The following is a 22,090-nucleotide window of genomic DNA, read 5'->3' as shown; positions in this document are numbered from 1 at the left end:
GGCTCCTGCCTGCTGGGCGGCAAGGACAAACTCGACGAACGCCTCGCCCGCGCCCGCGAGGGCAAACGCTCCAAGGGCCAGGCCGCCATGAAGACCTTCGAGGCCTCCCGTCCGAGCGTCGGCGCGATGGCGGTCGGCTGTGCCCGGGCCGCCTACGAGTACGCCCGCGACTACTCCACCCAGCGCGAGCAGTTCGGCAAACCCATCGGCGACAACCAGGGCGTGGCCTTCCTGCTCGCCGACATGGCCACCCGCATCGACGCCGCCCGCCTGCTCGTGTGGCGCGCCGCCTGGATGGCCCGCAACGGCAAGGACTTCACCAACGCCGAAGGCTCCATGAGCAAACTGTTCGCCTCCGAGACCGCCACCTTCGTCACCCAGAACGCCCTGCGCATCCTCGGCGGCAACGGCTACACCCGCGAGTACCCCGTCGAGCGCTGGCACCGCGACGCCACCATCTTCACCATCTTCGAGGGCGCCAGCGAGATCCAGAAACTCATCATCGGCCGCACCGTCACCGGACTGCCCGTCCGGTGAGAACCGAAGCCGGCCCCGGGTCCGGAAACAGGCCGGGGCCGGGAGCGAATCCTTCCGCTCCCGGCCCCGGCCCGTGCTTTGGCCTAACCCGGCCCCATCCGGTCTAATCCGGGAAGTGGCAGGCCACAGGGTGCCCCTTGCCCCGGTCCGTGAGCTCGGGGACCTGCTCGGAGCACAGGTCCTGTGCCTTCCAGCAGCGCGTACGGAACCGGCAGCCGCTGGGCGGGTTCACCGGACTGGGCACGTCGCCGGTGAGCACGATGCGCTCGCGCGTACGCTCCTGGCGCGGGTCCGCCCAGGGCGCGGCCGACAGCAGCGCCTGGGTGTAGGGGTGCGACGCCCGCTCGTAGACGTCCTCGCGCGTTCCGGTCTCCACCACCCTGCCCAGGTACATCACCGCCACCCGGTCGGAGATGTGGCGCACCACCGACAGGTCGTGGGCGATGAAGACGTAGGACAGGCCCAGCCTCTCCTGGAGTTCCTCCAGCAGGTTGACCACGCCCGCCTGAACCGAGACGTCCAGAGCCGAGACCGGCTCGTCCAGCACCAGCAGCTTGGGCTCCAGCGCCAGTGCTCGGGCGATGCCCACACGCTGCCTCTGGCCGCCGGAGAACTCGTGCGGGTAGCGGTTGCCGTGCTCGGGGCTCAGCCCCACCATCCGCAACAGCTCCGCCACACGTTCGGGTCCGCCGTCGCGCCAGCGGCGGTGAACCTTGAGCGGTTCGGCGATGATGTCGTTGACCGGCAGCTTCGGGTTGAGCGAGGCGTAGGGGTCCTGGAAGACGATGCCCGCCTCGCGCCGGACCCGCTGCAGGTCCGAGGACGACATCGTCGTCAGCTCCTCGCCCCGGTAGCGCACCGAGCCCGAGGTCGCCTGGACCAGCTGCAGGATCGCCCGGCCGGTGGTCGACTTGCCGCAGCCCGACTCCCCGACCACGCCCAGCGTCTCCTGTTCGGCCAGGCGCAGGGACACCCCGCTGACCGCGTGCACGTGTCCCACGACGCGGCGCAGGAAACCGGCGCCGTGCACGGGGAAGCGCACCTCCAGGTCGTCGACCTCCAACAGCGCGGCAGAGGTCTTGCTGTCTGCCTCCGACTCTTGCTGTGCTGCACTCATCAGTACTGACCCCCGTTTCGGAAGAAGGCCGTCGGGTCGTCGGCGGCGGCCAGCCGCTCCCAGTGGTGACATGCCGCCAGGTGCTCGTTCTCCTGGTCGTCGGTCGGCAGGAGCACCGGCTCGACCGAGCGGCAGGTGTCGTCGGCCAACGGGCAGCGCGGTGAGAACGGGCAGCCCCGGGGCATGTCGATCAGGGAGGGCGGGGTTCCCCGGATGGGGCGCAGCGGCTCCCCGTGGTCGGACGTCATCGACGGGATCGACCCGAGCAGCCCCGCCGTGTAGGGCATGCGGGTCCGGTAGAACACGTCCTCGGTCCCGCCTACCTCGACCGGTGTGCCCGCGTACATGACCAGCACCCGGTGCGCCAGGCCCGCGACCACGCCGAGGTCGTGGGTGATCAACAGGATCGCCGCGTTGACGGCGTCCTTGACCTCCAGCAGCTTCTCCAGGATCTGGGCCTGCACGGTGACGTCCAGGGCCGTGGTGGGTTCGTCGGCGATGATCACGTCGGGGTCGTTGATGATCGCCATGGCGATCATCACCCTCTGGCGCATACCGCCGGAGAACTCGTGCGGGTAGCTGCGCAGGCGCTGCGCCGCCTGGGGGATGCCGACCAGGTCGAGCATCTCCCGGGCGCGCTCGCGCGCCTTCGCGGGCGGGACCAGGCTGTGCGCCAGGACCGCCTCGGCCAGCTGGTCGCCGACGGTGTGCACCGGGTTGAGCGCGGTCATCGGATCCTGGAAGATCATCGAGATCTTGCGGCCGCGAAGGGAGCGCAGTTCCTTCTGCCGCATGGCCAGCAGGTCCTGGCCCCGGTAGAGGATGCGCCCGCTGATGCGCGCGCTGCGCGGCAGCAGGCCCATCACGGCCATGGAGGAGACCGACTTGCCCGACCCCGACTCCCCGACGATGCTCAGCACCTCGCGCTCACGCAGGGAGTAGGAGACGTTGCGCACGGCCTTGACCCGGCCGTCGTCCGTCGGGAACTCCACACTCAGGTCCTCGACCCGGAGCACTTCCTCTTCGGTGGGTGCCTGATCCCGCGTGTGCGTCTCGGCGGTGTGGGTCTCCCCGGTGGAGTCGGTGGCGGAGGAGCCGCCGGTGGGCGCCTGCTCCGGTGCCGCCTCGGTGTGCGGGGGAGTGTTGGAGGATTGCGTCATCAGTCACGCACCCTGTTCTGTCGTGGGTCGAAGGCGTCCCGAAGGCCGTCGCCGATGAAGTTCACCGACAGCGCGATCAGGATGATGAACAGCCCGGGCCAGTAGAAGAGCCAGGGGCGTGTTCCCATCGCGCTCCGGTAGTCGGTGATCAGACGTCCCAGCGAGGTGTCGGGCGGTTGCACGCCCATTCCGAGGAAGGACAGCGCTGACTCCAGCAGCACCGCGGCCGCGATGGCCAGCGTCACGCTGACGATGATCACCCCCACCGTGTTCGGCAGGATGTGCTTGAAGATGATACGGACGGCGGAGGTGCCCACGGAGCGGGCCGCCTCGACGAACTCCTTCTCCCGCAGGGACAGCACCGAACTGCGGACCAGGCGGGCCGTCTGCGTCCAGGTCACCAGGCCCAGGACGACCCCGAGGAAGAGAATCCCCTGCTGGCCGGCGATCTTGGCCGCGGCGGCGGCGATGACCAGCAGCGGGATCGCGATGAGCACGTCGGTGATGCGCATCAGCACGGTTTCGGTCCAGCCGCGGAAGTAGCCGGCGCAGGCGCCGATCACCGTGGCCACGACCGTGGCCACGATGCCGACCACGAAGGCGATGATCAGGGAGACCTGGGTTCCGCGCATGGTCAGCGCGAAGTAGTCCTTACCGACGTTGTCCTGACCGAAGGGGTGCTCGCCCAGGGCCAGGCCCGCACCGCCCAGGAACTCCGGCACCAGGCCCAGGGTGGGCTTTCCGCCGTTGACCAGTGAGCCGGTTTCCGTGGGCGACTTGTCCCACCACCCCGGGACGGGGCCGATACCGATCGAGGTGAACGCCAGCAGTACGACGACCGCCAGCAGCACCATGCCCAGCAGGGCGGCCCGGTGCCGGAAGAAGCGGGCGCGGACCAGTTGCCACTGCGTGCGGGCAGCGATGTCCATGCCCTGTGCGGCGTCGGGGTCCGGCGACCCGGACGGAGTCTGATTGTGTGTGGTCATTGTGCTTCTCCCTCCGTCACGACAACCGGATCCGGGGATCGAGGTAGGCGTAGGCGATATCGGCGATCATGTTGAACACCACGATCGCGCCACCCGTGACCACGAAGAATGCCATGGCCGGAGCGGGGTCGGCCTCGTTGAGGCCGGTGACCAGGAGGTCGCCCATCGCGCGCCAGCCGAAGACCGTCTCGGTGACCACGGCGCCGCCGATCACGGTGCCGAAGTCGTAGGCGGCCAGGGTCGTGATCGGGATGAGCCCGTTGCGGAAGGCGTGGCGGGTGACGACGGTGCGCTCGGGCAGGCCCTTGGCCCGTGCCGTGCGCACGTAGTCCTGGTTCATCACCTCCAGCATGCTGGCGCGGCTGTAACGGGTGTAGGTCGCCAGGGACACCAGGATCAGGGCCATGGTCGGTAGCGCCAGGTGGCCCACCGAGTCCAGCGACAGCTCCCAGAAGGTGCCCTGGTAGTTGGGCGTGCTCGCACCGATGGTGGAGATGGGGCGCCCCTGGACCGAGTCGCTGTAGCCGGCGAATGCCTGCAGCATCCGGTCGACGAAGATCACGCCACCGGTGAACAGGCCGGTCCACACCGCGGCGGCGATGGCGTTGCGCCGGTGCAGCACCCCCCCGATGCCGTAGCCCAGACCCGCGCACACGATGACGGTCGCGGCCGCGAGCGCCAGGATCACGCCCAGGCTCGGGTCGGCCAGGACCGGTGCGAGCGCGAAGGAGAGCACCGTGCCGATCGCCGCGGCGGCCAGCGCCGCGTACATCGGGCGGTTCAGCTTCAGGCCGGAGAACAGCGCGCTGATGCCCACGGCGCCGCCGAAGGCGCTGAGCGCGATGACCACCGGCCCCAGCCCGGGGTCGGCGAACCATTCGGTGAGCGAGATCCACAGCAGCAGGACCGCGGTGATTCCGGAGGCCCCGGCGAAGGCGATGAGCCGTGCTCGGCGGTCGCCCACGATCAGTGAACTCCAGGCCAGTCCGGCGAGCAGTGCGCCCAGGATGATCACCAGGGTGGGGATGCTCGGCTGTACCAGCCAGTTGTTGAACTCGATCGCGCCGTACTGCTTGAGCAGCACACCCACCCAGAAGATGGGAAGGGAGAAGGCGACGAAGGCGCCGAAGGTGACCGCGTGGTCGAAGCCGCTGTACTGGCGCAGCGCCGAGATGATGCCGATCGCGATACCGATCACGATCGCGAGCACGGTGGCGGCCACGACGAGCTGCATGGTGGCCGAGACAGCGTCCACGAGCAGGATGTTGACGTCCTGCCCCTGGCGGTTGACTCCGAAGTCACCGGTGAGGGCGTCTCCGAGCCAGAGGAAGTAGCGGGCGTAGACGGGCAGGTCGAGGCGCATGCGCTCGATCCGCTCGGCCATGGCGGACTCGCGGTCGTCAGCCGGGAGTTCCCTGAGGTCAGCCAGGGGGTCACCGGTGTTGGCCGAGAGGACGAACATGACGAAGGTTGCTACGAATAGCACGAAGACCGAGACGACGAGTCGCCGTGCGATGAAGACGAGCACTGGTGCTGCCTCCTGAATAGATCAGGGAACGTTCGCGCACAAGCGAGGGGACCGAAGGGCGCGTCTGCCTCCGGTCCCCGGTCGGAGACGCGCCGACCGGTGGATCCCACCGGTCGGCGCGTGTGTGTCGTGCGCGGCGAGTGTGGTGCGGCCTACTGGGCCGACCACTCCCACATGTTCCAGACGATGTCGGTCTGCGCGGGGTTCGGCTGGACGTTCTCCAGGTTGTCACTCCAGGCGGCGAGGCCCGGGTGACTGAAGAGCGGAATCGTCACCAGGTCGTCCCACAGGATCGTCTCGATCTCGTTGATGATCTCCAGCTGAGCCTCGGTGTCGGCTTCCTGCAGCACGTCCTGCAGGAGCTTGTCCAGCTCATCGTTGGAGTAGCAGCCGTTGTTGTTGCCCTTGCCGTCGGCGGTGCACTCCTCGGGGCTGCGGTAGGTGGAGTTCCAACCGCTGACCTCGGCCGAGCCCGACCAGGCGAACATGGCCACGTCGTAGGTGTTCTGCGACAGGCCGCCGTCGCTGTCGAAGAAGGTCGCCTCAGCGTTCATCTGGACGTCGAAGCCGGCCTCGTCACAGGAGTCCTTGATCAGCTCGGCGGTCTGCGCGCGGCGGGGGTTGTCGGCGATGAAGCCCAGCCGGACCTCCTGGCCGACGGCGTCGGCCTCTTCGAGCAGCTCGCGGGAGCGGTCCAGGTCCACCTCGGCGTAGGCGTCGCCGCCGCTGGCGGCCACGGCCTCCTCGTAGCCCGGGTCGAAGGGCGAGATGTTGCGCACGTCCATCGTCTCGGCCTCGGGCTGGATCGGCTTGATCAGGTTGTCCACGATCAGCTGCCGGGGCACGCAGTTGGCGAAGGCCTCGCGCAGGTCGCGGTCGGAGAAGGGGCTGGAGTCGAAGTTGAAGTCCAGGTGCTCGTAGATGTACTCGTCGTACACCTCGACCTGAACCCCGGACAGGGCGTCGACCTGGTTCTTGAGGTCCACGCTCGGCTGCGGCCGCACGATGTTGACCTCGAGGTTCTCCAACGCCTGGGTCTGCTCGTCAGCCGCGATCCAGCGGTAGACGATGCTCTCGGTGGTCGGCGCCTCGCCCCACCAGTTCTCGTTCGGCTCCAGGGTCAGCGACTGACCGGCGTCGTAGGCGGCGATCTTGTAGGGGCCGGAGGAGGGGATGAGCTCCTCGTCGGGCAGGGAACCGCTGACGGTCCAGCCCTCGTTGAAGAACTCGGCCGCATCGGCGAGCGCGTCGTTGTCCTCGTCGCGGATGGCCTGGACCAGCTCTTCGACGGTCAGGCCGCCCTGCTCGGCGACCACGTGCGCGGGCATCAGGGTGGTGTTGCCGTTGCTGGGGCCGTTGCTGGCCCAGTCGGCGTAGGGCACCTCGTACTCGAGGGCGAAGTCCTTGTCGCCGATCTCGCAGTCGGGCATCACCGTGTCCTCGATGCCGCCCGTGCCGATGGTGGAGAAGTCGTACCTGCCGGTCTGCTGGGCCCACCACAGCATCATGTCGGCGCAGTCGATGTCCTCGCCGTCGGACCAGACCGCGTCGGGGTTGATCGAGTACTCGACGATCTGCGGGTCCTCGGACGTCAGCTCGTAGGTGCCCAGGTCGGTGTTGGGCGTCACTTCGCCGTCTTCGCCGAAGTACCAGAAGCCGCTGGTCACCGCATGGTTGATGACGGCGTTCTTGCTGGAGTTGGCTCCGGCGGTGGTGTTGTTGTAGCTGTCGTACTCCTGGTCCCACGCCAGGGTGATGGCCGCCGAGTTCGAGGCGTTGTCGCCGTCGCTGCCGCTGTCGTTTGCCGAACACGCGGAGAGCACGAGTGCTCCCGCGGTGACCACAGCTGTGGTCTTGGCGATCTTCCCGGTGATTCTCACGGGCAGGTTCCTCTACCGTTCAGGGGATTTGTCTAGGATTGGAGTTGAATGGATTTTGCTCACTGTGTGCGGTCGTAGGCAAGGGCTCAGGGGGTGCTGTTGTACACCTGAGATGCTTTTTGGCCTCGAAGGAGACAAAAAAGTAACCTCAGGTTCCAAAACGGGTCAGATTGACTTCCCCCTGATCTTTCCGGGCAAGCTGCTCGTCAGGGGTCTGCGGGATCGTCGGAGAAGTAAATATCCAATCATCCTATGATTGGGTTTTTCGGCCTCCGGCGCTGTTCTCCCGTGCGGGAACAGCCATGAAGAGGAGGTCAGAGCGGATAGGGAAGTGGTAACGCGCCGCAGGCCCCGGGGACCATGACACCGGGCGACGGTGCCCTCCGCCGTCCCGTATGTGCGGGACCCCGGCCGGACCGCCGCCCCGGGGCGGGTTAACCTCACCAGTGCCGGCCCGAGCCCGCCCAGCACACCTGTAGCCCTGTCCCGCTGTTCGACCCCCGCCTCCCCGCCCCCTGGAGGGTTCAGTGCGGCTACCGCCTCCCCCCCCGCCGGAGCAGCTCCTGCCACCTGTCCGACCCGCCCCGCCGTCTGCCTGGCGGCCCTGGCCCTCCTCCTCACCGCCTGCACCACCGGGGCGGAGGAACCGGACACGGAGCCCGCCGCGGAGCAGAGTCCGGCGGAAGCCCGGGCCGAGGGGGCGAGGAGCCGGAGGACCCCTACGCGGTCACGGACCCCGAACTCAGCGAGCGGCTGCACCTGCCGGTCTACGACTACGTGCTCGACGGCTACGAGCAGTGGACCATCGGCCGGGCCGAGGACGTTCTGCTCGTGCAGTGCCTCAACGAACTCGGCTTCGAGGCCTCGGTCAACCCCGACACGGGGACCAGCGAGGAGACGCTCACTCACTTCGGCCCCCACCGCGAGTACCGCCGCTACGGGATGGCCCGCGTGGACCTCGCAGAGGAGTACGGCTTCGAGGTGCCGCTGGACGACGGCCCCCGGCGGGAGCCCTACCTCCTCGCCGAGGGCTTCGACCTGGAGGAGGCCCGTACGGTCGTCGACGGGTTCTCACACACCGGCGACGGCATCGAAACGCCCTCCGGCGCCCCGGTACCCGAGGGCGGCTGCCACCACCAGGCCCGACTGCGAATCGACCCCGAATCCGCGGCCCCGGGCCCCGAGGGCTACGTCGATCTCGACGAAGGGGGTGAGCTCCCCGGGACCCACGGACTGGCCGAGGGGATCCACAGTGAATCCTTCTTCGCCGTGGTGGACTCGCCCGAGGTCGGGGCCGCCGAGGCCGACTGGCGGGGGTGCGTTCGGGAGACCGGGTACGAGGGCGCCCCACCGGGCGCCGGGGAAGGTCTGGGGCGCGACGACGCGCCCCTGTCCGCCGACTGCATGGACGCCTCCGGCTACCTCGACGTCTTCGTGGCCCAGGAGTGCGCCTTCCAGGAAGCGGAGGTCGAGGAGAACCTTGGGGCGCTGGAGGAGCGGGCGGGAGAACTGCGCGAACAGGTGGAGACCGCCCGGGAGGTCCTGGACTGGTAGCCGCCCGCGTCCGGTGTTCCGCGTGCGGAACCGCGGGGCCACGCGGGCGGACACCGCGCAGGCGGCGGGGAGCTGGACGATCGCGGGACGTCGGCGCCGCCCCGTGGAGCCGTGCGGCGACCACCGCCCAACCTCGGACGGATGACCGTATCTCCGGACCTTGCACGGCCCCGTGCGACCGAGGCTCTGGGCGCCCTCCTCGACCGCTCGGTGGCCCAGATCGCCGAGGCGGCGGCGGAGACCTACGACTGGCCCACCATCCAGCGGACCGCCGACGTGTGGGACAACAACACCCTGCCGCTGTTCCGCGCTGCCGTGGCCCCCACCGCGTGGGCACGTGAACAGCGGGCCCGCGCTGGTCTGGATGGCCGACTGCGGACCGGACCGGCGGAGATGGATGGCGGACCGGGCCCGGGAGAGCGGGTACACCCTGGACGGCCTACTGCCCCCGCAACCGTCGCTGCGCAGGCCGCGCCGCACGCAACAGCGCCGACCGTCGGCTGTGAAGCCGCCCGGCGGCACACCGGCCCCCGAGGCCTGGACGACCGCCCGACTGCTCATCGCGGCCGTGCTGCGGATGCGGTCGCGACCCGCGGACACGGCTGACCGGGACCTGGTGCGCGCGCTCTGCCCCGCCCTGGCCGGGGCCGGCACGGCCGTCCTCGCCGCTGGGGCGCGGCGCGGCCACCGCTCGCGTGAGAGGGCCTTCCGTGCGCTCACCGAGGAGTGGGCCCGGCAGGGCGGCCCGGCGGCCGGACCCTGGTTCTCCCGGACCCTCACCCGTCTGGGCCGCCCCGAACTGGCCCCGTCCTGAACACCCGCACCGCAGAACCGGTCGGGGCGGTCGAAACCACCCGCCCCGTTCCGACTACCCTGTGAGCCATGACACCAGGCAACGGCGCCCCCACCCTCACCATCCCGGCGGCCTTCAACGGCCCCGACGGCTCCGGCAACGGAGGCTACAGCGCGGGCCTGCTCGCCGGCCTGCTGACCGCCCCGGGCGGTCCGGCCGTCCAGGTCACCCTGCGCACCCCGCCGCCGCTGGACCGGACGCTGACGGTGGAGGGCACCCCCGAGGAGGGGCTCCGGCTGGTCGACCCCACTGCCCAGGACAAGGCGCGCCTGGTCGCCGAAGCCGTCCGCGCCGCCCCCTTCGACGAGGCCCCCGTCCCCGGGGGGCCGGTCACCGTCAGCGAGGCCGCCCGGGCCCGGGAACGCTACGCGGGCCTGACCGACCACCCCTTCCCGCGCTGCTACAGCTGCGGCCCCGCACGCGCCGAGGGCGAGGGGCTGCGCCTGTTCGCGGGTTCGGTCCGCCCGGGCCGGGGGCCCGACGGGGTCGGCAACACCGTCGCCTGCACCTGGGACGTCCTGGAAGCCGTGGACGGCGGCGACGGCAGGGCCGCACCCGCCCAGGTCTGGGCGGCGCTCGACTGCCCCGGCGGCTGGTCCAGCGATGTCTCCGGCCGCCCCATCGTCCTGGGCCGGATGAGCGCGCAGATCCTGGACCTGCCCGCGGTCGGCTCCACCCCGGTCGTCATGGGCCACCTGGAATCCGTCGACGGCCGCAAGGTGCACACCGGCAGCGCCCTCTACGACGAGACGGGCCGCCTGCTCGCCCAGGCCCGCGCGACCTGGATCGCGCTCCGTTCCTGAGCCCGCGACCGCCGCACCTGACCCTCCGCTACGGTGAACCCTTGTGGCCTTCGAAAACACGCAGCAGACCGTGCCAGCCGACAACGGCGCCTCCGGCAAGCCCTCCGACGAAGCCCCGGCGCCCCGGCAGGGACGGAGCGGGCGCGGCCGCGACCCCCAACGGCGGCGGGCCATCCTGGACGCCGCCGACCGGGTGATCCAACGCGACGGCCCCGACGCCTCCATGCTGGCCATCGCCACCGAGGCGGGCATCAGCAAACCCATCCTCTACCGGCACTTCGGCGACAAGGGCGGCCTCTACCGCGCGCTGGCCCGGCGCCACGTGGACCCGCTCATCGAGGCGATCCGCTCCGAGCTGTACCAGCACACCGACTTCGACGTGCGCGCCCGGGCCACGGTCGGCGCGTACCTGTCGATGATCTCGCAGAACCTCAACCTCTACCGGTTCCTCATGGACCGGGCCACGTCCGAGGACGTGCGCACCCGCAGCGACCTGGGGCTCATGGTGCGCCGCCTGGGCGAGGAGCTCGCCGACCTGCTGCTGACCGAACGCCGCATCCAGGGCCGCCTGCGCTCCCAGATCGCCGCGCACGCCGTCGTGGGCATGGTCCAGGCGGCGGGGGAGTGGTGGCTCGAACACCCGGAGGTGAGCGAGTCCGAGATCATCGACGACCTCACCGAGGCCGTCGTCGGCGCCATCCGCGGCAGCGGGGCCTGACCGGGGCCGCCCGGCCGGAACCGGCGCGGTCCGCCCCGGCACCCGGAGAGCGGGCCCCGGGGCTTGACCTGGAGCGCACTCCAGGTCGCATGCTTGCCGGATGAGTGACTACTTCACACCCGGACAGGTCGCCGAGCGTTTCGGCCTCACCCTGGACACCCTGCGCTACTACGAGAAGGCGGGCCTGCTCCGGGAGGTGGAGCGCGCGCCCAGCGGCCACCGCCGCTACCGCACCGACGACGTCGAACTGCTCCACCTGGTCCGGTGCCTGCGGGACACCGACATGCCCATCGCGCGGCTGCGGGACTTCGCCGAACTCGTCCGCGACGGCGACCACACCATCCCCGACCGCCTGGAGGTGCTGCAGAGCCACCAGCACCACCTCAACGCGCGCATCGCCGAGCTGCGCGAGAGGCAGGACACCATCCAGCACAAGATCGACCACTACCTCGGTGTGCTCGCCGAGAACCCCGCTCCCGACGAGCGGCCCCTCCCGCCGCCGGGTTCCGGGCCCGCCCCGGAGACGGCCTCCGCGGGGGAGGGCAGCTGATGCGTTACACCACCGTCAACGGACGCACCGTCAGCGCCCTGTGCCTGGGCGCGATGAAGTTCGGCAGTACGACCGACGCCGCCACCTCCGCGGCCCTGCTCGACCGCTTCGTCGAGGCGGGCGGCACCTTCGTGGACACCGCCGACTGCTACCAGTTCTGGGTGGAGGGCGGCCAGGGGCACGAGAGCGAGACCTTCCTCGGTCGCTGGCGGCGAGAGCGCGGCGTCACCGACGAGGTCGTCATCGCCACCAAGGTCGGCGCCCAGCCCACCGTCCCCGGAGCGGGACTGGAGGCGCAGGAGGGGCTTTCGGCCGAGGTGGTGGCGACGGCCGCCGAACGCAGCCGCGAACGGCTGGGCGTGGACGCCCTGGACCTGCTGTACGCCCACCGGGAGGACCCGGGGACACCCGTCGAGGAGACCGTCGGGGCCTTCGCCGAGCTCGTCGCCGAGGGGACCGTCCGGGAGTTCGGCATCAGCAACCACAGCACCTGGCGGCTGGAGCGGGCCCGCGCCACCGCCCAGGCCGGGGGCCGACCGCGGCCGCGGGTGCTCCAGTACCGCTACAGCTACCTCCAGCCCCGCCACGACGCACCCCTGGAGTCCACGGGCCACAGGCACCTCACCCCCGAACTCCTGGACTTCGTCCGCGCCGAGGGGGCCCAGGGCCGCGAGTACGCCCTGGTCGCCTACACACCCCTGCTGACCGGGGCCTACACCCGGCCCGACCGGCCACTGGAGTACGCCTACGACCACCCGGGTACCACCGCGCGCCTGGCTGCCCTGGACGGGGTGGCCGAGGAGAGCGGCGCCACCCGCAACCAGGTCGTCCTCGCCTGGCTGATGGACCACGATCCGCAGATCATCCCGTTGGTCGGGGTCAGCACCACGGCCCAGCTCGACGAGGCACTGGAAGCCACCGACCTCGCCCTCACCGCCGAGCAGCACGCCCGGCTCACCGCCGCGCACTGACCGCCCTGCTCCCCGTGGCCCTGTCCGCTCCCGGAATCCTGCCCGTGCTCCGGCCCGCCGGGGGTCCCGCCCCCGGGATCTCCGCCGGGAACCCCTCCCCGTGGTCCCGCCCCGACCTGCGGCCCCCTTTCTTCTCAAAACTCGCAAAAAGCTACATAACTCCGCTTTCACGGTTTCTTGACGCTTCCGGCGGATACCTTCCCTAGGAAGGCGCGCGGCCAGAAGGGGCCGCGCGCACCGCAGGTCCGCGAACCAGTGGAAGTGGCCACGTGCACCGCGGATCCGTCAACCGCGGGAGGGGCACTTGCCCGAGAGCACATCGTTGGAAGCGGACTCCGGTGCCCACCACCAGATCCACTTCGCCTGGGCAGAACCCACCCTGCTCGGCCGCGTCGGTCCCGGACCGGCGGCGACCTCCCTCCCACAACAGGACCAGCCGGTCCTGCGCTCCTGGCGCGACCGGCTGGTCCCCGCCCTCACCGCGGACTACCGCGCCGCTCTGCCCGACACAGAACCGGCCGCCTACCCCGAGACCCTCTGGGCCCGCCACTACCCGGACGGCCAGAGCGCCCTCGTCTACCGCTGGCCCGGCGACGTCCGCGAAGCCCACGCCTGGGCGATCGTCGGCCCCACCCGGAGCCTGACGTTCTCCCGGATCCTGGCCCTGCACGAGAACCCCAACACGCGCCCCGCCGCGCGCAGACCCCCGACACCCGGCTGGGCCACCATGCCGGCCCTGCCCGCCCCCGAACCCTGGGAACGCACCGCGGCCCCCGGCGCCCTGCGTACCCGCGACCGCCGCGCCGCCGAAACCCGGATCGACGACGAACCGATCCTCGTCGGAGCGCTTGCCCGTGCCCTCGAACGCCCGGACCGGCCCATCCACATCACCCTGGACCCCGACCGCGCCGACCTGTGGCAGGCGGTTCAGATGCGTTTCCTCTGGGGCCTGCACCGGACCCTGCACGAGGTCCTCACCCCGAGCGCCGCCCTCCCCGCCGCGGGGTGGCACTGGTCCTTCTCCACCTACGACCCCGTCCTCGGCACCGAGGACGGGCCCCACCTGGCCTTCGGACCGGCCGCCGAGAACCCGGCCCCGGGGTCCCCCTTCCTGTCCCCGACCCCGCTCGACCAGCTCAGGGTCGCCGACGGGCTGGTCACCGTACTGCGGGAGGAGGGCGGTGACGCGCTCGCCGAACACCTGCACTCCCGGGGCGTACCGCGGGCCGCCACCTTCGCCGACCGCCGCGAACTGCTCCGCGACTGGTTCGACCCCAGGCCCCGGCCCACGGCAACCCCCCACGTCGAAACACCCGCACCGGTGGAGGACCTGCCCGGGCTCCCGGAGGACCTGCCAGGGTTCTCCGAGGCCCCGCCCGGGCCCTCGGAGACTCCGCCAGCACCCCTGCGGGAACGGGCGCCGGGGCAGGAGGCCGGGAACGGACCGGAGCCCGAGGACGGGGCCGAGGACGCGGGGTTCGAGGACGGGGCCGGGAGCGCCCTGGCGGAGGCGCCCGACCCCTTCGCCGAGGACCAGCCCCAGGACACCTCCGCCCAGGAGGCCTGGACCGAGCCCGCAGGCGGCTTCCGGGGCGTGGGCGCGCGCACCTTCCTGGGTGTGGCCAGGCGCAGCCCCCGGCAGGCATGCGACGAGGAGCCCCCGGAACCCGACGTGGCGGAAACCGGCGCCGCCACCGCAGGGACCCCGCTGTCCCCCCGGCCCGGCACGGGTCACGAAACCCCGCAGCACCCCGAAACCCCGAACACCCGTGACACCCCCGAGCCTCCGCAGACCCACGACCCCCGCCCGCCCGGAGACCCCGAGTCCCCGGCCCTCCTGCCGCAGACCCGCACCCCCGCCGACGCTCCGCCCTTACCGGTCCTGGACACCCCGGAGGAGGAGCACCCCGACTACGCGACCGAGACCGAGCCCGGCGCCGGGGAAGCAGCCGAGGACCCCGACGACAACTGGCCCACCCAGTACGTCGACCTCCCCCTCTCCCGGCTGGAGCGGTGGCACGCCAAACGCGGCCCCGCAGGCGCCCACGAGGACGTCGTCGACGCCCGGGCGGCCGTGCGAGCCGAACGGGCCGAACTCCAACGGGTCCGCGCCGAACGCGACCACTACCACGCCGAGGTCCAGGAACTACGCAGGGAGATCGCTCGCTTGGACCAGTCCTGGATCGAAGCCGAATCCGCCTCCGCCACCCCCGGGCGCGGACGCCGCTGGCCCGTGATCCTCCTCGCCCTGGTCCTGCTCGCCGTGGTCTTCGCCGCGGGAATGGAGGTCGGCGCCCGCACCGATCAGGGTGTTCTCGAACTCCTGGCCGGTCTGGCCCGCCCCCTCACCTCTTCCGGGTGAGGGCCGCTGCGCCCCCGCCCCGGCCGCGCTCCCGCCCGGGTGCGGCCGGGGGCGCTGTGCCCTCCGCCCCCGGCCGCTGTGACCCCTGACCCACCGGAGCGTCCGCCTCCGCCACGAGGGGCGGCAGCTGCCGAAAACGCCCTAACCTGGTCCCATGACCGACTCTTCCCCGGCCCCCACCGCGGTCCCGCAGCCGTTGTGGGACACCGTCCGCGGCCTCGACCTGCCCGAGCAGCACCTGAAGGACCTGACCTCCTTCCCGGACGAGGCGGGCGAGATCCTCCTCGACGCGGTGGACGCGCTCCGCGAGCGGGACCCCCGCGCCGCGCGGACCCTGGCCGAGGCCCTGCGTGAGCACGCACCCCACGCCGGACACCGCCAGTTCGCGACCAACCAGCTCGCCGGGATGCTGCGCGCCGAAGGCCGGAACGCGGAGGCCGACCAGCTCCTGGAAGAGCTGCTGAGCCCCGGGCTGGACCGGGGCGTGGCCCTCCTCCTCGCCGAGGACCTCGCTGCCCGGGGCGAGCACGACAAGGCCCTGCACTGCTACAACGTCGTCTGCCGGGGCATCCTCGCCCAGCCCCCGGAGACCGTCGCCGAACTCAACCGGCTCGGTCTGATGCCCCTGCTGGGCCGCGCTCGGATGCGTGAACTGCTCGGTATGGCCCCGGACGCCCACGACCTGGCGACCCGTTCCACCGACGCCTACCTGCCCCCGGTGGAGAACCTCGCCGACCTGAGCGGCGACGCCCCCGGCGGCAACGCCCCCGAGCGGTCCCGGCCCACCGACTCCGCCGACCGTCCCGGGCCCGGGCAGCGCTCCACCCCGCCGGCCCCCGGACGCAACGAACCGTGCTCCTGCGGTTCGGGCCGCAAGTACAAGAAGTGCTGCGGCTCCCCGCTGGCGCGCTGACCCGCACCGGCACGGCGCAGGCCCCGGACCGCGGCCGGACGGTCACGAGTTCGACGAACCGGGAACCCGTTCGGCGGTTCGGGAGTCACAACCTCCGTCAGTGCGCACCCGGCGCACCGGGAGAAGAGGTGGCGGTTCGTGTTCGGAATCCTGCGGCCCTGTCGGCACAGCCTGTCGGAGGACCTGGCTCGGGAGTGGATGTCCCACATGTGCGGGCTGTGCCTGGCACTGCGCGACGAGCACGGCCAGACGTCCAGGATCGCCACCAACTACGACGGCCTCGTGCTGTCGGTCCTGACCGCGGCCCAGTCCGAGGAGCACGCCGGTACCCGCACGGCCGGCCGCTGCCCCCTGCGCGGCATGCGCGGGGCCCGGGTAGCCGACGGCTCCGGCGCGCACCTGGCCGCCGCCGTGTCACTGATGCTCGCCTCCGCCAAGATCAGCGACCACATCGAGGACGGGGACGGCCCCTACGCCCGTCCCGGCGTGCGCGCCGTCGCCGGACGGGTGGCCACCCGGTGGCGCAGCGGTGCACAGGCGTCCGGGAACAGGCTCGGTTTCGAGGGCGGTGCGCTGGTCTCCGTGGTCGACCGGCAGCGGGAGGCCGAACTCTCCGCCAGGGAGGGCACGGACGTGCTCACCGTGACCCGGCCGACCGAGGAGGCCACCGGCGAGGCCTTCGCGCACACCGCAGTTCTGGCCGGGGTCCCCGCCAACGCCGAACCCCTGCGCGATGCGGGCCGCCTCTTCGGCCGTGTGGCGCACCTGTTGGACGCCGTCGAGGACAGGGAGGAGGACCTGGCCAAAGGCGCCTGGAACCCGCTCACCGCCACCGCCACCCCGACCGGCCGGGCCCGGGAGCTCTGCGAGGACGCCGTCCTCGGTGTCGAGCTGGCCCTGCGGGAGACCGGCTTCGGTGACGACCGCCTGGTCCGGGTACTCCTGGTCCGGGAACTGCGGCGCGCCGTCGCCCGCACCTTCGCGCACGCCGGACACCCCGGCCCGGGTCCCGGCGGAGGACGTCACCAACCGCCCCACCACGGTTCACCGCACCCCGGACACCAGGACGGCGGCGGTCACGGCGGACAGCACGGATCCGGCGGCGGCCACGGCGGGGACCACGGTCCCGGCCGAGGCCGGAGCAAGGGGGGATGCTGCACCGCCTGCGCGTGCGACACCCCCGCCCTGCGGGAACCGCCCCGGAACCGGGGGCTCCTGACGGGCTGCGCCACCGCACTGTTCATGTGCTGCACCTGTCAGTTCTGCTGCCGCGACCCCCACCCCGGGCCCTGGACCGGCGAACCCCGGGACTCCTGGTGCGGTGTCTGCGAATGCTGTAACTGCTGTAACTGCTGTGAGGTCTGCACCTGATGCGACTGACCGGGTTCCCCGGGGCGCCGCACTTCGGGGGAGCTCAGCGGTCGCAGCTCCGGCACCGGCGGGTGGCTGCCCGCTTGGTGTTGCCTCCAGTGGCGCGGAGGGGGGAAGTCATGCTGATCCGCTGCCACAGCTTCGGGTCCGGATAGTTGATCCAGCCCCAGTGCGGGGCCCTGACGTTCGAGTCGGCCTGGTGCGAGCAGCCGAGCCGGTGGGCCACACCCCGCAGGGAGATGATGATCGCGTCACCGGAAGGGGACAGCCTCGTGGTGGAGAACGGGGTGCCCGTCCCACAGTTACCGATGTAGTCGCGGGGCAGCGCACAGGCGCAGCCCTCGCCGACGGGGAGTTCACAGAAATCGCAGCGCTTCATTCTCTTACTCTGCACCTACAGAGTGACGATTGTGCAACTTTTGGTGTTCAACGCGCCACGAATTCAAAGAACCCACCCGCGCGACCCCGCCCACCGCACCTCCGTACGCTGCGGGAGCACGGGCCGACACCGGTCGTGAACCCTGTCCGGGCAGGTGGGTCTGCTGCCCGGATCCTCCTCCACCGGGGCGAGCAGCGCGGCGTGCACCGACCGCACCCTGTCGCGATCACGGCCGGTGGCCACCCGGTAGGCCACCGTTACCCCCGACCGGCCCACCCCGGTCTACCGGTGCCACCGAACGCAACAGGCCGTGCCGGTGCGGGTCGGAGCGCAAGTACGGGAAGTGCTGCGGCTCCCGGTCCCCGCGCCCGACCCCGAACGGCGGCAGGCGGGGCCCGTGAGACGTCAGGCGCGCAAGCCCACCCGGTCGAGCTCGGCCAGGAACCGCCGCTTGCGCCGGTGCCCGGCCCGCAGCCCCGCCACGAACGCCCTCGCCTCGTCCGCCCGTCCCAGCCGCCCGTACAGCTCGTGCACCCTCCTGGCCAGCCTCGCGGCCTCCGGGTACAGGCGCGTGTCGGTCAACCCGACCTTCGCTTCGACCCGCGGCAGGTACACCCCGACCGCGTCCTCGGGGTGACCCTCCTCCCGGAGAGCGGCCACCCGAAGCCACTGGCCGTCGTCACAGCCGTGCTCCACGGCCGCCTCCCAGACCTCCTCGGCGTCGCCCTCGTCCAACAGCACCTCCACCAGCGTGCACGGGAAGTGCGCGGCGCGGCGCCTGGCCGCGGCCCGGCGCAACAGTGCCAGCGCCTGCTCACGCACGGCGGGCCACGCGTCCCGCGGGGAGTCCTCGCGCAGGGCCCGGTAGGTGTGCGGTGTCGGGGAGCGCTCGAAGACCTCCCAGCGCAGGGCCCGGAGCTCCTCGCTGCGCCCCGCCTCCCGGTAGGCGCGTACCACGTGGTCCAGGAGCCGCCCGTCGGGATGCGTCCCGCTCTCCCGCAGCCCCCGCTCCGCCCACTCCAACGCCTCGCCGGACCGGCCGTCCTCCTCCAGCACCGCCACGATCCCCGTGTAGTGCACGTGCTCCCCGGAGGCGTACACCCGGACCAACAGATCGGTGTCCCCGGCCACCCGCGCGTACTCCGACCTCAGGAACCCGACCGCCCACCCCCGGGCCGCGTCGCCGAGCCCGCCCTCGAACAGGTCCTGGCGGTAGCGCTCCAGCCCCTCCTCGCCGAGTACGTCCGCGTAGGCCTCCAACAGCAGCTCAGGGCAACCCGACCCGTCCAGCTGCAGGTCCAGCAGCCACCCCGCCAGCACCAGGGGGTCCGGCCCGGCCACCGTGCACGCCGCCACGTGCGCCTCCACCAGACGGGCTCCCGCCCCGCCCAGGTACCCGGCCGAGTCGTCGACCATCCCCGCGTGCTCGTCCAGGACCCCGACGGCGTGCCGGGCCAGCCGTTCGGCCTCGCCCGCGGCACCCGCCTCCAGGAGCCGCTCCAGTTCCCCGGCCACCCCGTGTACCCGCTCCGCGTACCCGCGGGCCTCCTCGTACCCCGCGAAATCCCCGAGTCGCAGGGCCCCGTCGACCATCGCCCGACCGGCGCCGTCGGCCGCGCCTCCGCCCGCCAGGGTCGCGCGCAACTCCAACCGCTGCCGCAACTCGGGCAGTGCCTCGGCGGCCTCCAGCACCAGGTCCACCAGTGCGGTGCCGTCGAGCGAGCCCAGGTAGGCGCGCACGTCCGGGGCCTGCGGCAGGACGGTGCCCTGAGCGGTCATGTCCAGGTGCACCAGCCCCAGGGCGACGCAGTGCTTGCAGAAGTTGCCGTCCTCGGCCCACGGGCAGTCGCAGTCCCACTCCAACCCGCGCCGCCGCGGTGTCAGCTCCACCCGGTAGAGGTCCGTGCCGGAGACGATTCCGCGCACCGTGTTCCCGGCGACGGTCACCCCCCTCACCCGGGAGACGTAACCGACCCCGCGGTGGTAGGACTTCGCACCGGCCAACTGGATGAGGTCTTCACGTGTGTAGGAGGGCATAGGCCCATTGAACCGCCGTCAGCGGCCCCCCGTGATCGTTTCCCGGCCCTCCGGCCGGGGCCGGGAGGGGCCCTGGCCGAAGGCGGTCGGGTCCGAGGGGAGACAGTCCCTTCGGGGCGGGCCCCGGAAAGGTCGCCGTGAAGCAGGGCCGGTCCCCGGCGCGCGGACACGGTTCCGGCGGACCGCGCACCGACGACCGGTGGTCCAAGGGTTCCTATGCCGGGTCGGAGGTGTCCCTGACCGGAGTGCCCTCGACGCGGGAGCCGGGAGCGCCCCGATCAGTGGTGGCGGGGCTGTGCGCGTGCTGTGGCGGCGCCGTGCCGTGGTCGGCGCCCTGGCCCGCCGCGGGCAGGCGCAGAGCCAGCAGGGCGACGTCGTCACCGCTGGGGCCCATCCGGGCGAGGAGTCCGTCGAGGAGTTCCTCCAGGTCGAGGCCGACCAGGTCGGCGGCGTGGTGGCGCAGCTGTTCCAGCCCCGTGTCCAGATGCTGGCCGCGGCTCTCGACCAGACCATCGGTGTAGAACAGCACGGTGGAGCGTGCGGGGAGTTCCTCGCGGGCGTCGGGCCACTCCAGCCCCAGATGCAGGGCGGCGTTCGTGCCGAGGAGGGGGCCGTGGCCCCCCGGCAGGTAGCGGGCACGGCCCTCGGCGGTGACGAGCAGGGGCGGGGGATGCCCGGCGTTGACCCAGTGCAGGTGCCAGGGGCCGCCGTCGGGGCCGTCCAGACGGGCGAAGACGGCGGTGGCCATGGGCGCGTCGCTGGTGTTGGTCATGACCTCGTCCAACCGCCGCATGATCGTGCTGGGGGGTTCCTGGCGGTCCCAGGCCAGGGCGCGCAGCATGTTGCGGACCTCGGCCATGTGCGCTGCGGCCTGGAGGTCGTGCCCGACCACGTCACCGATGACCATGCACGTGACACCGTCGGCCAGGAGGAAGGCGTCGTACCAGTCCCCGCCGACCTCGGAGGTCTGCTTCGCCGGTTCGTAACGGGCGGCGAACCGCAGGTGGTCGACCTGCGGCAGGGGGGTCAGGAGCTGGCGTTGCAGGGTTTCGGCCATGTCGCGCTGCTGCTCGAAGAGCCAGTTGTTCTTGATCACCAGCGCGGCGCGCCGTGCGATGTCGCTCAGTACCAGGACCTCGGCGTCGGTGTAGGCGGCCCGCCGTCCGGTCCGGGCCACGGTCAGCGCGCCGAAGATCCCCCTGCGGGTGTACATCGGCACCACCACCGCGCAGCCCTCGCCCAGGTGCTCGAACAGTTGGCGGTGCGCCAGGGCGAGCGGATCGTCCGGTGCGCCGGCCTGGGTCCCCGCGTCGACCAGTACGGGCCGGCTGCTGTACACGGCGCGCGCCAGTGCCGCACGGGAGGTCCGTGACAGCGGCGGCAGCGGACCCTTCAACGACTCCGCGGTGCCGTGGTCGCCCGGGGAGTGCACGGCAACGCGCCGCATCTCCTTCTCCGTGTTCCCCTCCGGGAGCAGGTCGATCACCGCCCAGTCGCCCAGATCCGGAACCAGCAGCCGCACCAGCTTGTCCAGCACCTCGCCGGTCTGCGGGGAGGAGATGAGGAGGACGGATACCTCCGCCACCATGCTCAGCTGGGCGGTGAGCTCCTCCAGGGTCGCCAGGTGCGCCGCCGTCTGCTCGCTGGCGTCGCGGTGCTTCTTGAAGTTGTGGAAGACGATGACGACGCTTTCCGGGCCCTCCCCGTGCTGGAGGGGCGTGGCCGCCCAGATGATGGGCACGAGTGAGCCGTCTCCGCCGAGGTAGAACTCCTCGCTTCCCTCGGCCGGTCGGCCGCTGTCGAACACGCCCAGGACGGGGCACCCCCGGCGCGACACCTCGTTCCCGTCCGCGTCGCGGTGCAGCAGGTCGTGCACGTCCGCGCCCAGCAGCTGCTCCCGGGAACGACCGACGATCTGCTGCGCGTAGGGGTTGGAGGCGGTGATGCGGCCGTGGGAATCGATGACGAGCATTCCCGCGCCCACACTGTCGAACACCGCACGCAACATGCCGGCCTCCGTCGGCCAGCCGCTGTCGCCCATCTTCCACCTCCGGTTCTCGCACCGCTGAGGCCGCCGGGCCGCGGGCCCCGGGCACGGAGGCCGGGTTCCCACGGCGGGGCCACCGCCCCACCGGCGCCGGTTCCGGCCGAGACCGCCGCGGGGATCGTCTCGGGTTGAAGCGAAATACTCGCTCGCACCGGGTGCGTACACACGAAGTCTCCTGAAGCGACCTCGGTCAACGCAGTACAGTGTGGTCCCCCGAAGAGCCCAGAGGGAGCATTGCCCCGTCAGTGGCATGTCACGGCCGCCGGGGGAGCGTTGCCGAGCACTCCCCGGGCTGCCTGCCCTCGGGTCGCAGCATGCCGGTCC

Annotated in this window: 18 protein-coding genes; 10 read left to right on the top strand and 8 right to left on the bottom strand. The window is 71.8% G+C overall.

From position 1 onward, the window contains the following. The coding region (locus tag IE195_RS15220) for an acyl-CoA dehydrogenase family protein (RefSeq protein WP_268249176.1) at positions 1 to 537 on the top strand (537 nt) is incomplete at its 5' end. Between the two features lie 103 nt (positions 538 to 640). Here IE195_RS15220 and IE195_RS15215 read toward each other — a convergent pair. From IE195_RS15215 to IE195_RS15195, 5 genes are all read right to left on the bottom strand, one after another. Then, positions 641 to 1,654 carry an ABC transporter ATP-binding protein gene (locus tag IE195_RS15215; RefSeq protein ID WP_191271931.1) on the bottom strand — a complete coding sequence of 338 codons (1,014 nt, stop codon included), beginning with the start codon at positions 1,652 to 1,654 and terminating at the stop codon, positions 641 to 643. Continuing rightward, positions 1,654 to 2,814 (bottom strand): ABC transporter ATP-binding protein, encoded by a 1,161-nt coding sequence (locus tag IE195_RS15210; RefSeq protein WP_191271929.1) that lies wholly within the window; start codon positions 2,812 to 2,814, stop codon positions 1,654 to 1,656. The genes IE195_RS15215 and IE195_RS15210 overlap by 1 nt, the downstream gene beginning before the upstream one ends. Then, positions 2,814 to 3,800, bottom strand: coding sequence for an ABC transporter permease (locus IE195_RS15205; protein ID WP_191271927.1), 987 nt, complete (start codon positions 3,798 to 3,800; stop codon positions 2,814 to 2,816). Before IE195_RS15205 ends, IE195_RS15210 begins: the two co-directional genes overlap by 1 nt. A 16-nt stretch (positions 3,801 to 3,816) precedes the next feature. Next, positions 3,817 to 5,328, bottom strand: a complete 1,512-nt coding sequence (locus IE195_RS15200) for an ABC transporter permease (protein ID WP_191271925.1) — start codon at positions 5,326 to 5,328, stop codon at positions 3,817 to 3,819. 152 nt (positions 5,329 to 5,480) lie between these two features. After that, positions 5,481 to 7,208, bottom strand: coding sequence for an ABC transporter family substrate-binding protein (locus IE195_RS15195; protein WP_191271923.1), 1,728 nt, complete (start codon positions 7,206 to 7,208; stop codon positions 5,481 to 5,483). A 777-nt stretch (positions 7,209 to 7,985) separates the two neighbouring features. On the opposite strand from IE195_RS15195, the gene IE195_RS15190 reads away from it, so the two are divergent. The 9 genes from IE195_RS15190 to IE195_RS15150 all read left to right on the top strand — a co-directional run bounded on the left by IE195_RS15190 (position 7,986) and on the right by IE195_RS15150 (position 17,303). Next, positions 7,986 to 8,762, top strand: a complete 777-nt coding sequence (locus IE195_RS15190; RefSeq protein ID WP_191271921.1) for a hypothetical protein — start codon at positions 7,986 to 7,988, stop codon at positions 8,760 to 8,762. A gap of 337 nt (positions 8,763 to 9,099) precedes the next feature. Then, complete coding sequence (locus tag IE195_RS15185; protein WP_191271919.1) at positions 9,100 to 9,576, top strand: hypothetical protein; 477 nt, start codon at positions 9,100 to 9,102, stop codon at positions 9,574 to 9,576. A 68-nt stretch (positions 9,577 to 9,644) separates the two neighbouring features. Continuing rightward, on the top strand, positions 9,645 to 10,418 hold the full coding sequence (locus IE195_RS15180; RefSeq protein ID WP_191271917.1) for a hypothetical protein: 774 nt from the start codon (positions 9,645 to 9,647) through the stop codon (positions 10,416 to 10,418). A 43-nt stretch (positions 10,419 to 10,461) separates the two neighbouring features. Beyond that, positions 10,462 to 11,136 carry a TetR/AcrR family transcriptional regulator gene (locus IE195_RS15175; RefSeq protein WP_191271915.1) on the top strand — a complete coding sequence of 225 codons (675 nt, stop codon included), beginning with the start codon at positions 10,462 to 10,464 and terminating at the stop codon, positions 11,134 to 11,136. A gap of 100 nt (positions 11,137 to 11,236) precedes the next feature. After that, on the top strand, positions 11,237 to 11,686 hold the full coding sequence (locus IE195_RS15170) for a MerR family transcriptional regulator (protein ID WP_225942472.1): 450 nt from the start codon (positions 11,237 to 11,239) through the stop codon (positions 11,684 to 11,686). Further along, positions 11,686 to 12,657, top strand: a complete 972-nt coding sequence (locus tag IE195_RS15165; RefSeq protein ID WP_191271913.1) for an aldo/keto reductase — start codon at positions 11,686 to 11,688, stop codon at positions 12,655 to 12,657. The genes IE195_RS15170 and IE195_RS15165 overlap by 1 nt, the downstream gene beginning before the upstream one ends. 304 nt (positions 12,658 to 12,961) lie before the next feature. Continuing rightward, positions 12,962 to 15,019, top strand: coding sequence for a hypothetical protein (locus IE195_RS15160; RefSeq protein ID WP_225942471.1), 2,058 nt, complete (start codon positions 12,962 to 12,964; stop codon positions 15,017 to 15,019). A gap of 154 nt (positions 15,020 to 15,173) precedes the next feature. After that, entirely contained in the window at positions 15,174 to 15,932 is a 759-nt protein-coding gene (locus tag IE195_RS15155) for an SEC-C metal-binding domain-containing protein (RefSeq protein WP_191271911.1), read from the top strand. Between the two features lie 138 nt (positions 15,933 to 16,070). Continuing rightward, the gene (locus IE195_RS15150) at positions 16,071 to 17,303 is read left to right on the top strand and encodes a DUF5685 family protein (protein ID WP_191271909.1); all 1,233 of its coding nucleotides are present in this window, start codon (positions 16,071 to 16,073) and stop codon (positions 17,301 to 17,303) included. Between the two features lie 43 nt (positions 17,304 to 17,346). On the opposite strand, the gene IE195_RS15145 is transcribed toward IE195_RS15150, so the two are convergent. The 3 genes from IE195_RS15145 to IE195_RS15135 form a co-directional block, all read right to left on the bottom strand. Then, positions 17,347 to 17,682, bottom strand: coding sequence for a hypothetical protein (locus IE195_RS15145; RefSeq protein WP_191271906.1), 336 nt, complete (start codon positions 17,680 to 17,682; stop codon positions 17,347 to 17,349). Between the two features lie 405 nt (positions 17,683 to 18,087). Next, positions 18,088 to 19,719: an SWIM zinc finger family protein gene (locus IE195_RS15140; protein WP_191271904.1), complete on the bottom strand. Its 1,632-nt coding sequence runs from the start codon at positions 19,717 to 19,719 to the stop codon at positions 18,088 to 18,090. A gap of 214 nt (positions 19,720 to 19,933) precedes the next feature. Continuing rightward, positions 19,934 to 21,727 carry a SpoIIE family protein phosphatase gene (locus IE195_RS15135; RefSeq protein WP_225942470.1) on the bottom strand — a complete coding sequence of 598 codons (1,794 nt, stop codon included), beginning with the start codon at positions 21,725 to 21,727 and terminating at the stop codon, positions 19,934 to 19,936. Positions 21,728 to 22,090 lie beyond the last annotated feature (363 nt).

It is taken from the genome of Nocardiopsis terrae, from assembly GCF_014651695.1.
Taxonomy (GTDB): domain Bacteria; phylum Actinomycetota; class Actinomycetes; order Streptosporangiales; family Streptosporangiaceae; genus Nocardiopsis; species Nocardiopsis terrae.
Note: the sequence above shows the minus strand (reverse complement) of the source record. Positions and strands in the feature narration are given on the sequence as shown.

Excerpts from the sequence above, each read along its gene's own strand:
- IE195_RS15215 (WP_191271931.1), bottom strand. The coding sequence starts at position 1,654 with ATGAGTGCAGCACAGCAAGAGTCGGAGGCAGACAGCAAGACCTCTGCC.
- IE195_RS15210 (WP_191271929.1), bottom strand. The coding sequence starts at position 2,814 with ATGACGCAATCCTCCAACACTCCCCCGCACACCGAGGCGGCACCGGAG.
- IE195_RS15205 (WP_191271927.1), bottom strand. The coding sequence starts at position 3,800 with ATGACCACACACAATCAGACTCCGTCCGGGTCGCCGGACCCCGACGCC.
- IE195_RS15180 (WP_191271917.1), top strand. The coding sequence starts at position 9,645 with ATGACACCAGGCAACGGCGCCCCCACCCTCACCATCCCGGCGGCCTTC.
- IE195_RS15170 (WP_225942472.1), top strand. The coding sequence starts at position 11,237 with ATGAGTGACTACTTCACACCCGGACAGGTCGCCGAGCGTTTCGGCCTC.
- IE195_RS15165 (WP_191271913.1), top strand. The coding sequence starts at position 11,686 with ATGCGTTACACCACCGTCAACGGACGCACCGTCAGCGCCCTGTGCCTG.
- IE195_RS15155 (WP_191271911.1), top strand. The coding sequence starts at position 15,174 with ATGACCGACTCTTCCCCGGCCCCCACCGCGGTCCCGCAGCCGTTGTGG.
- IE195_RS15145 (WP_191271906.1), bottom strand. The coding sequence starts at position 17,682 with ATGAAGCGCTGCGATTTCTGTGAACTCCCCGTCGGCGAGGGCTGCGCC.
- IE195_RS15140 (WP_191271904.1), bottom strand. The coding sequence starts at position 19,719 with ATGCCCTCCTACACACGTGAAGACCTCATCCAGTTGGCCGGTGCGAAG.
- IE195_RS15135 (WP_225942470.1), bottom strand. The coding sequence starts at position 21,727 with ATGTTGCGTGCGGTGTTCGACAGTGTGGGCGCGGGAATGCTCGTCATC.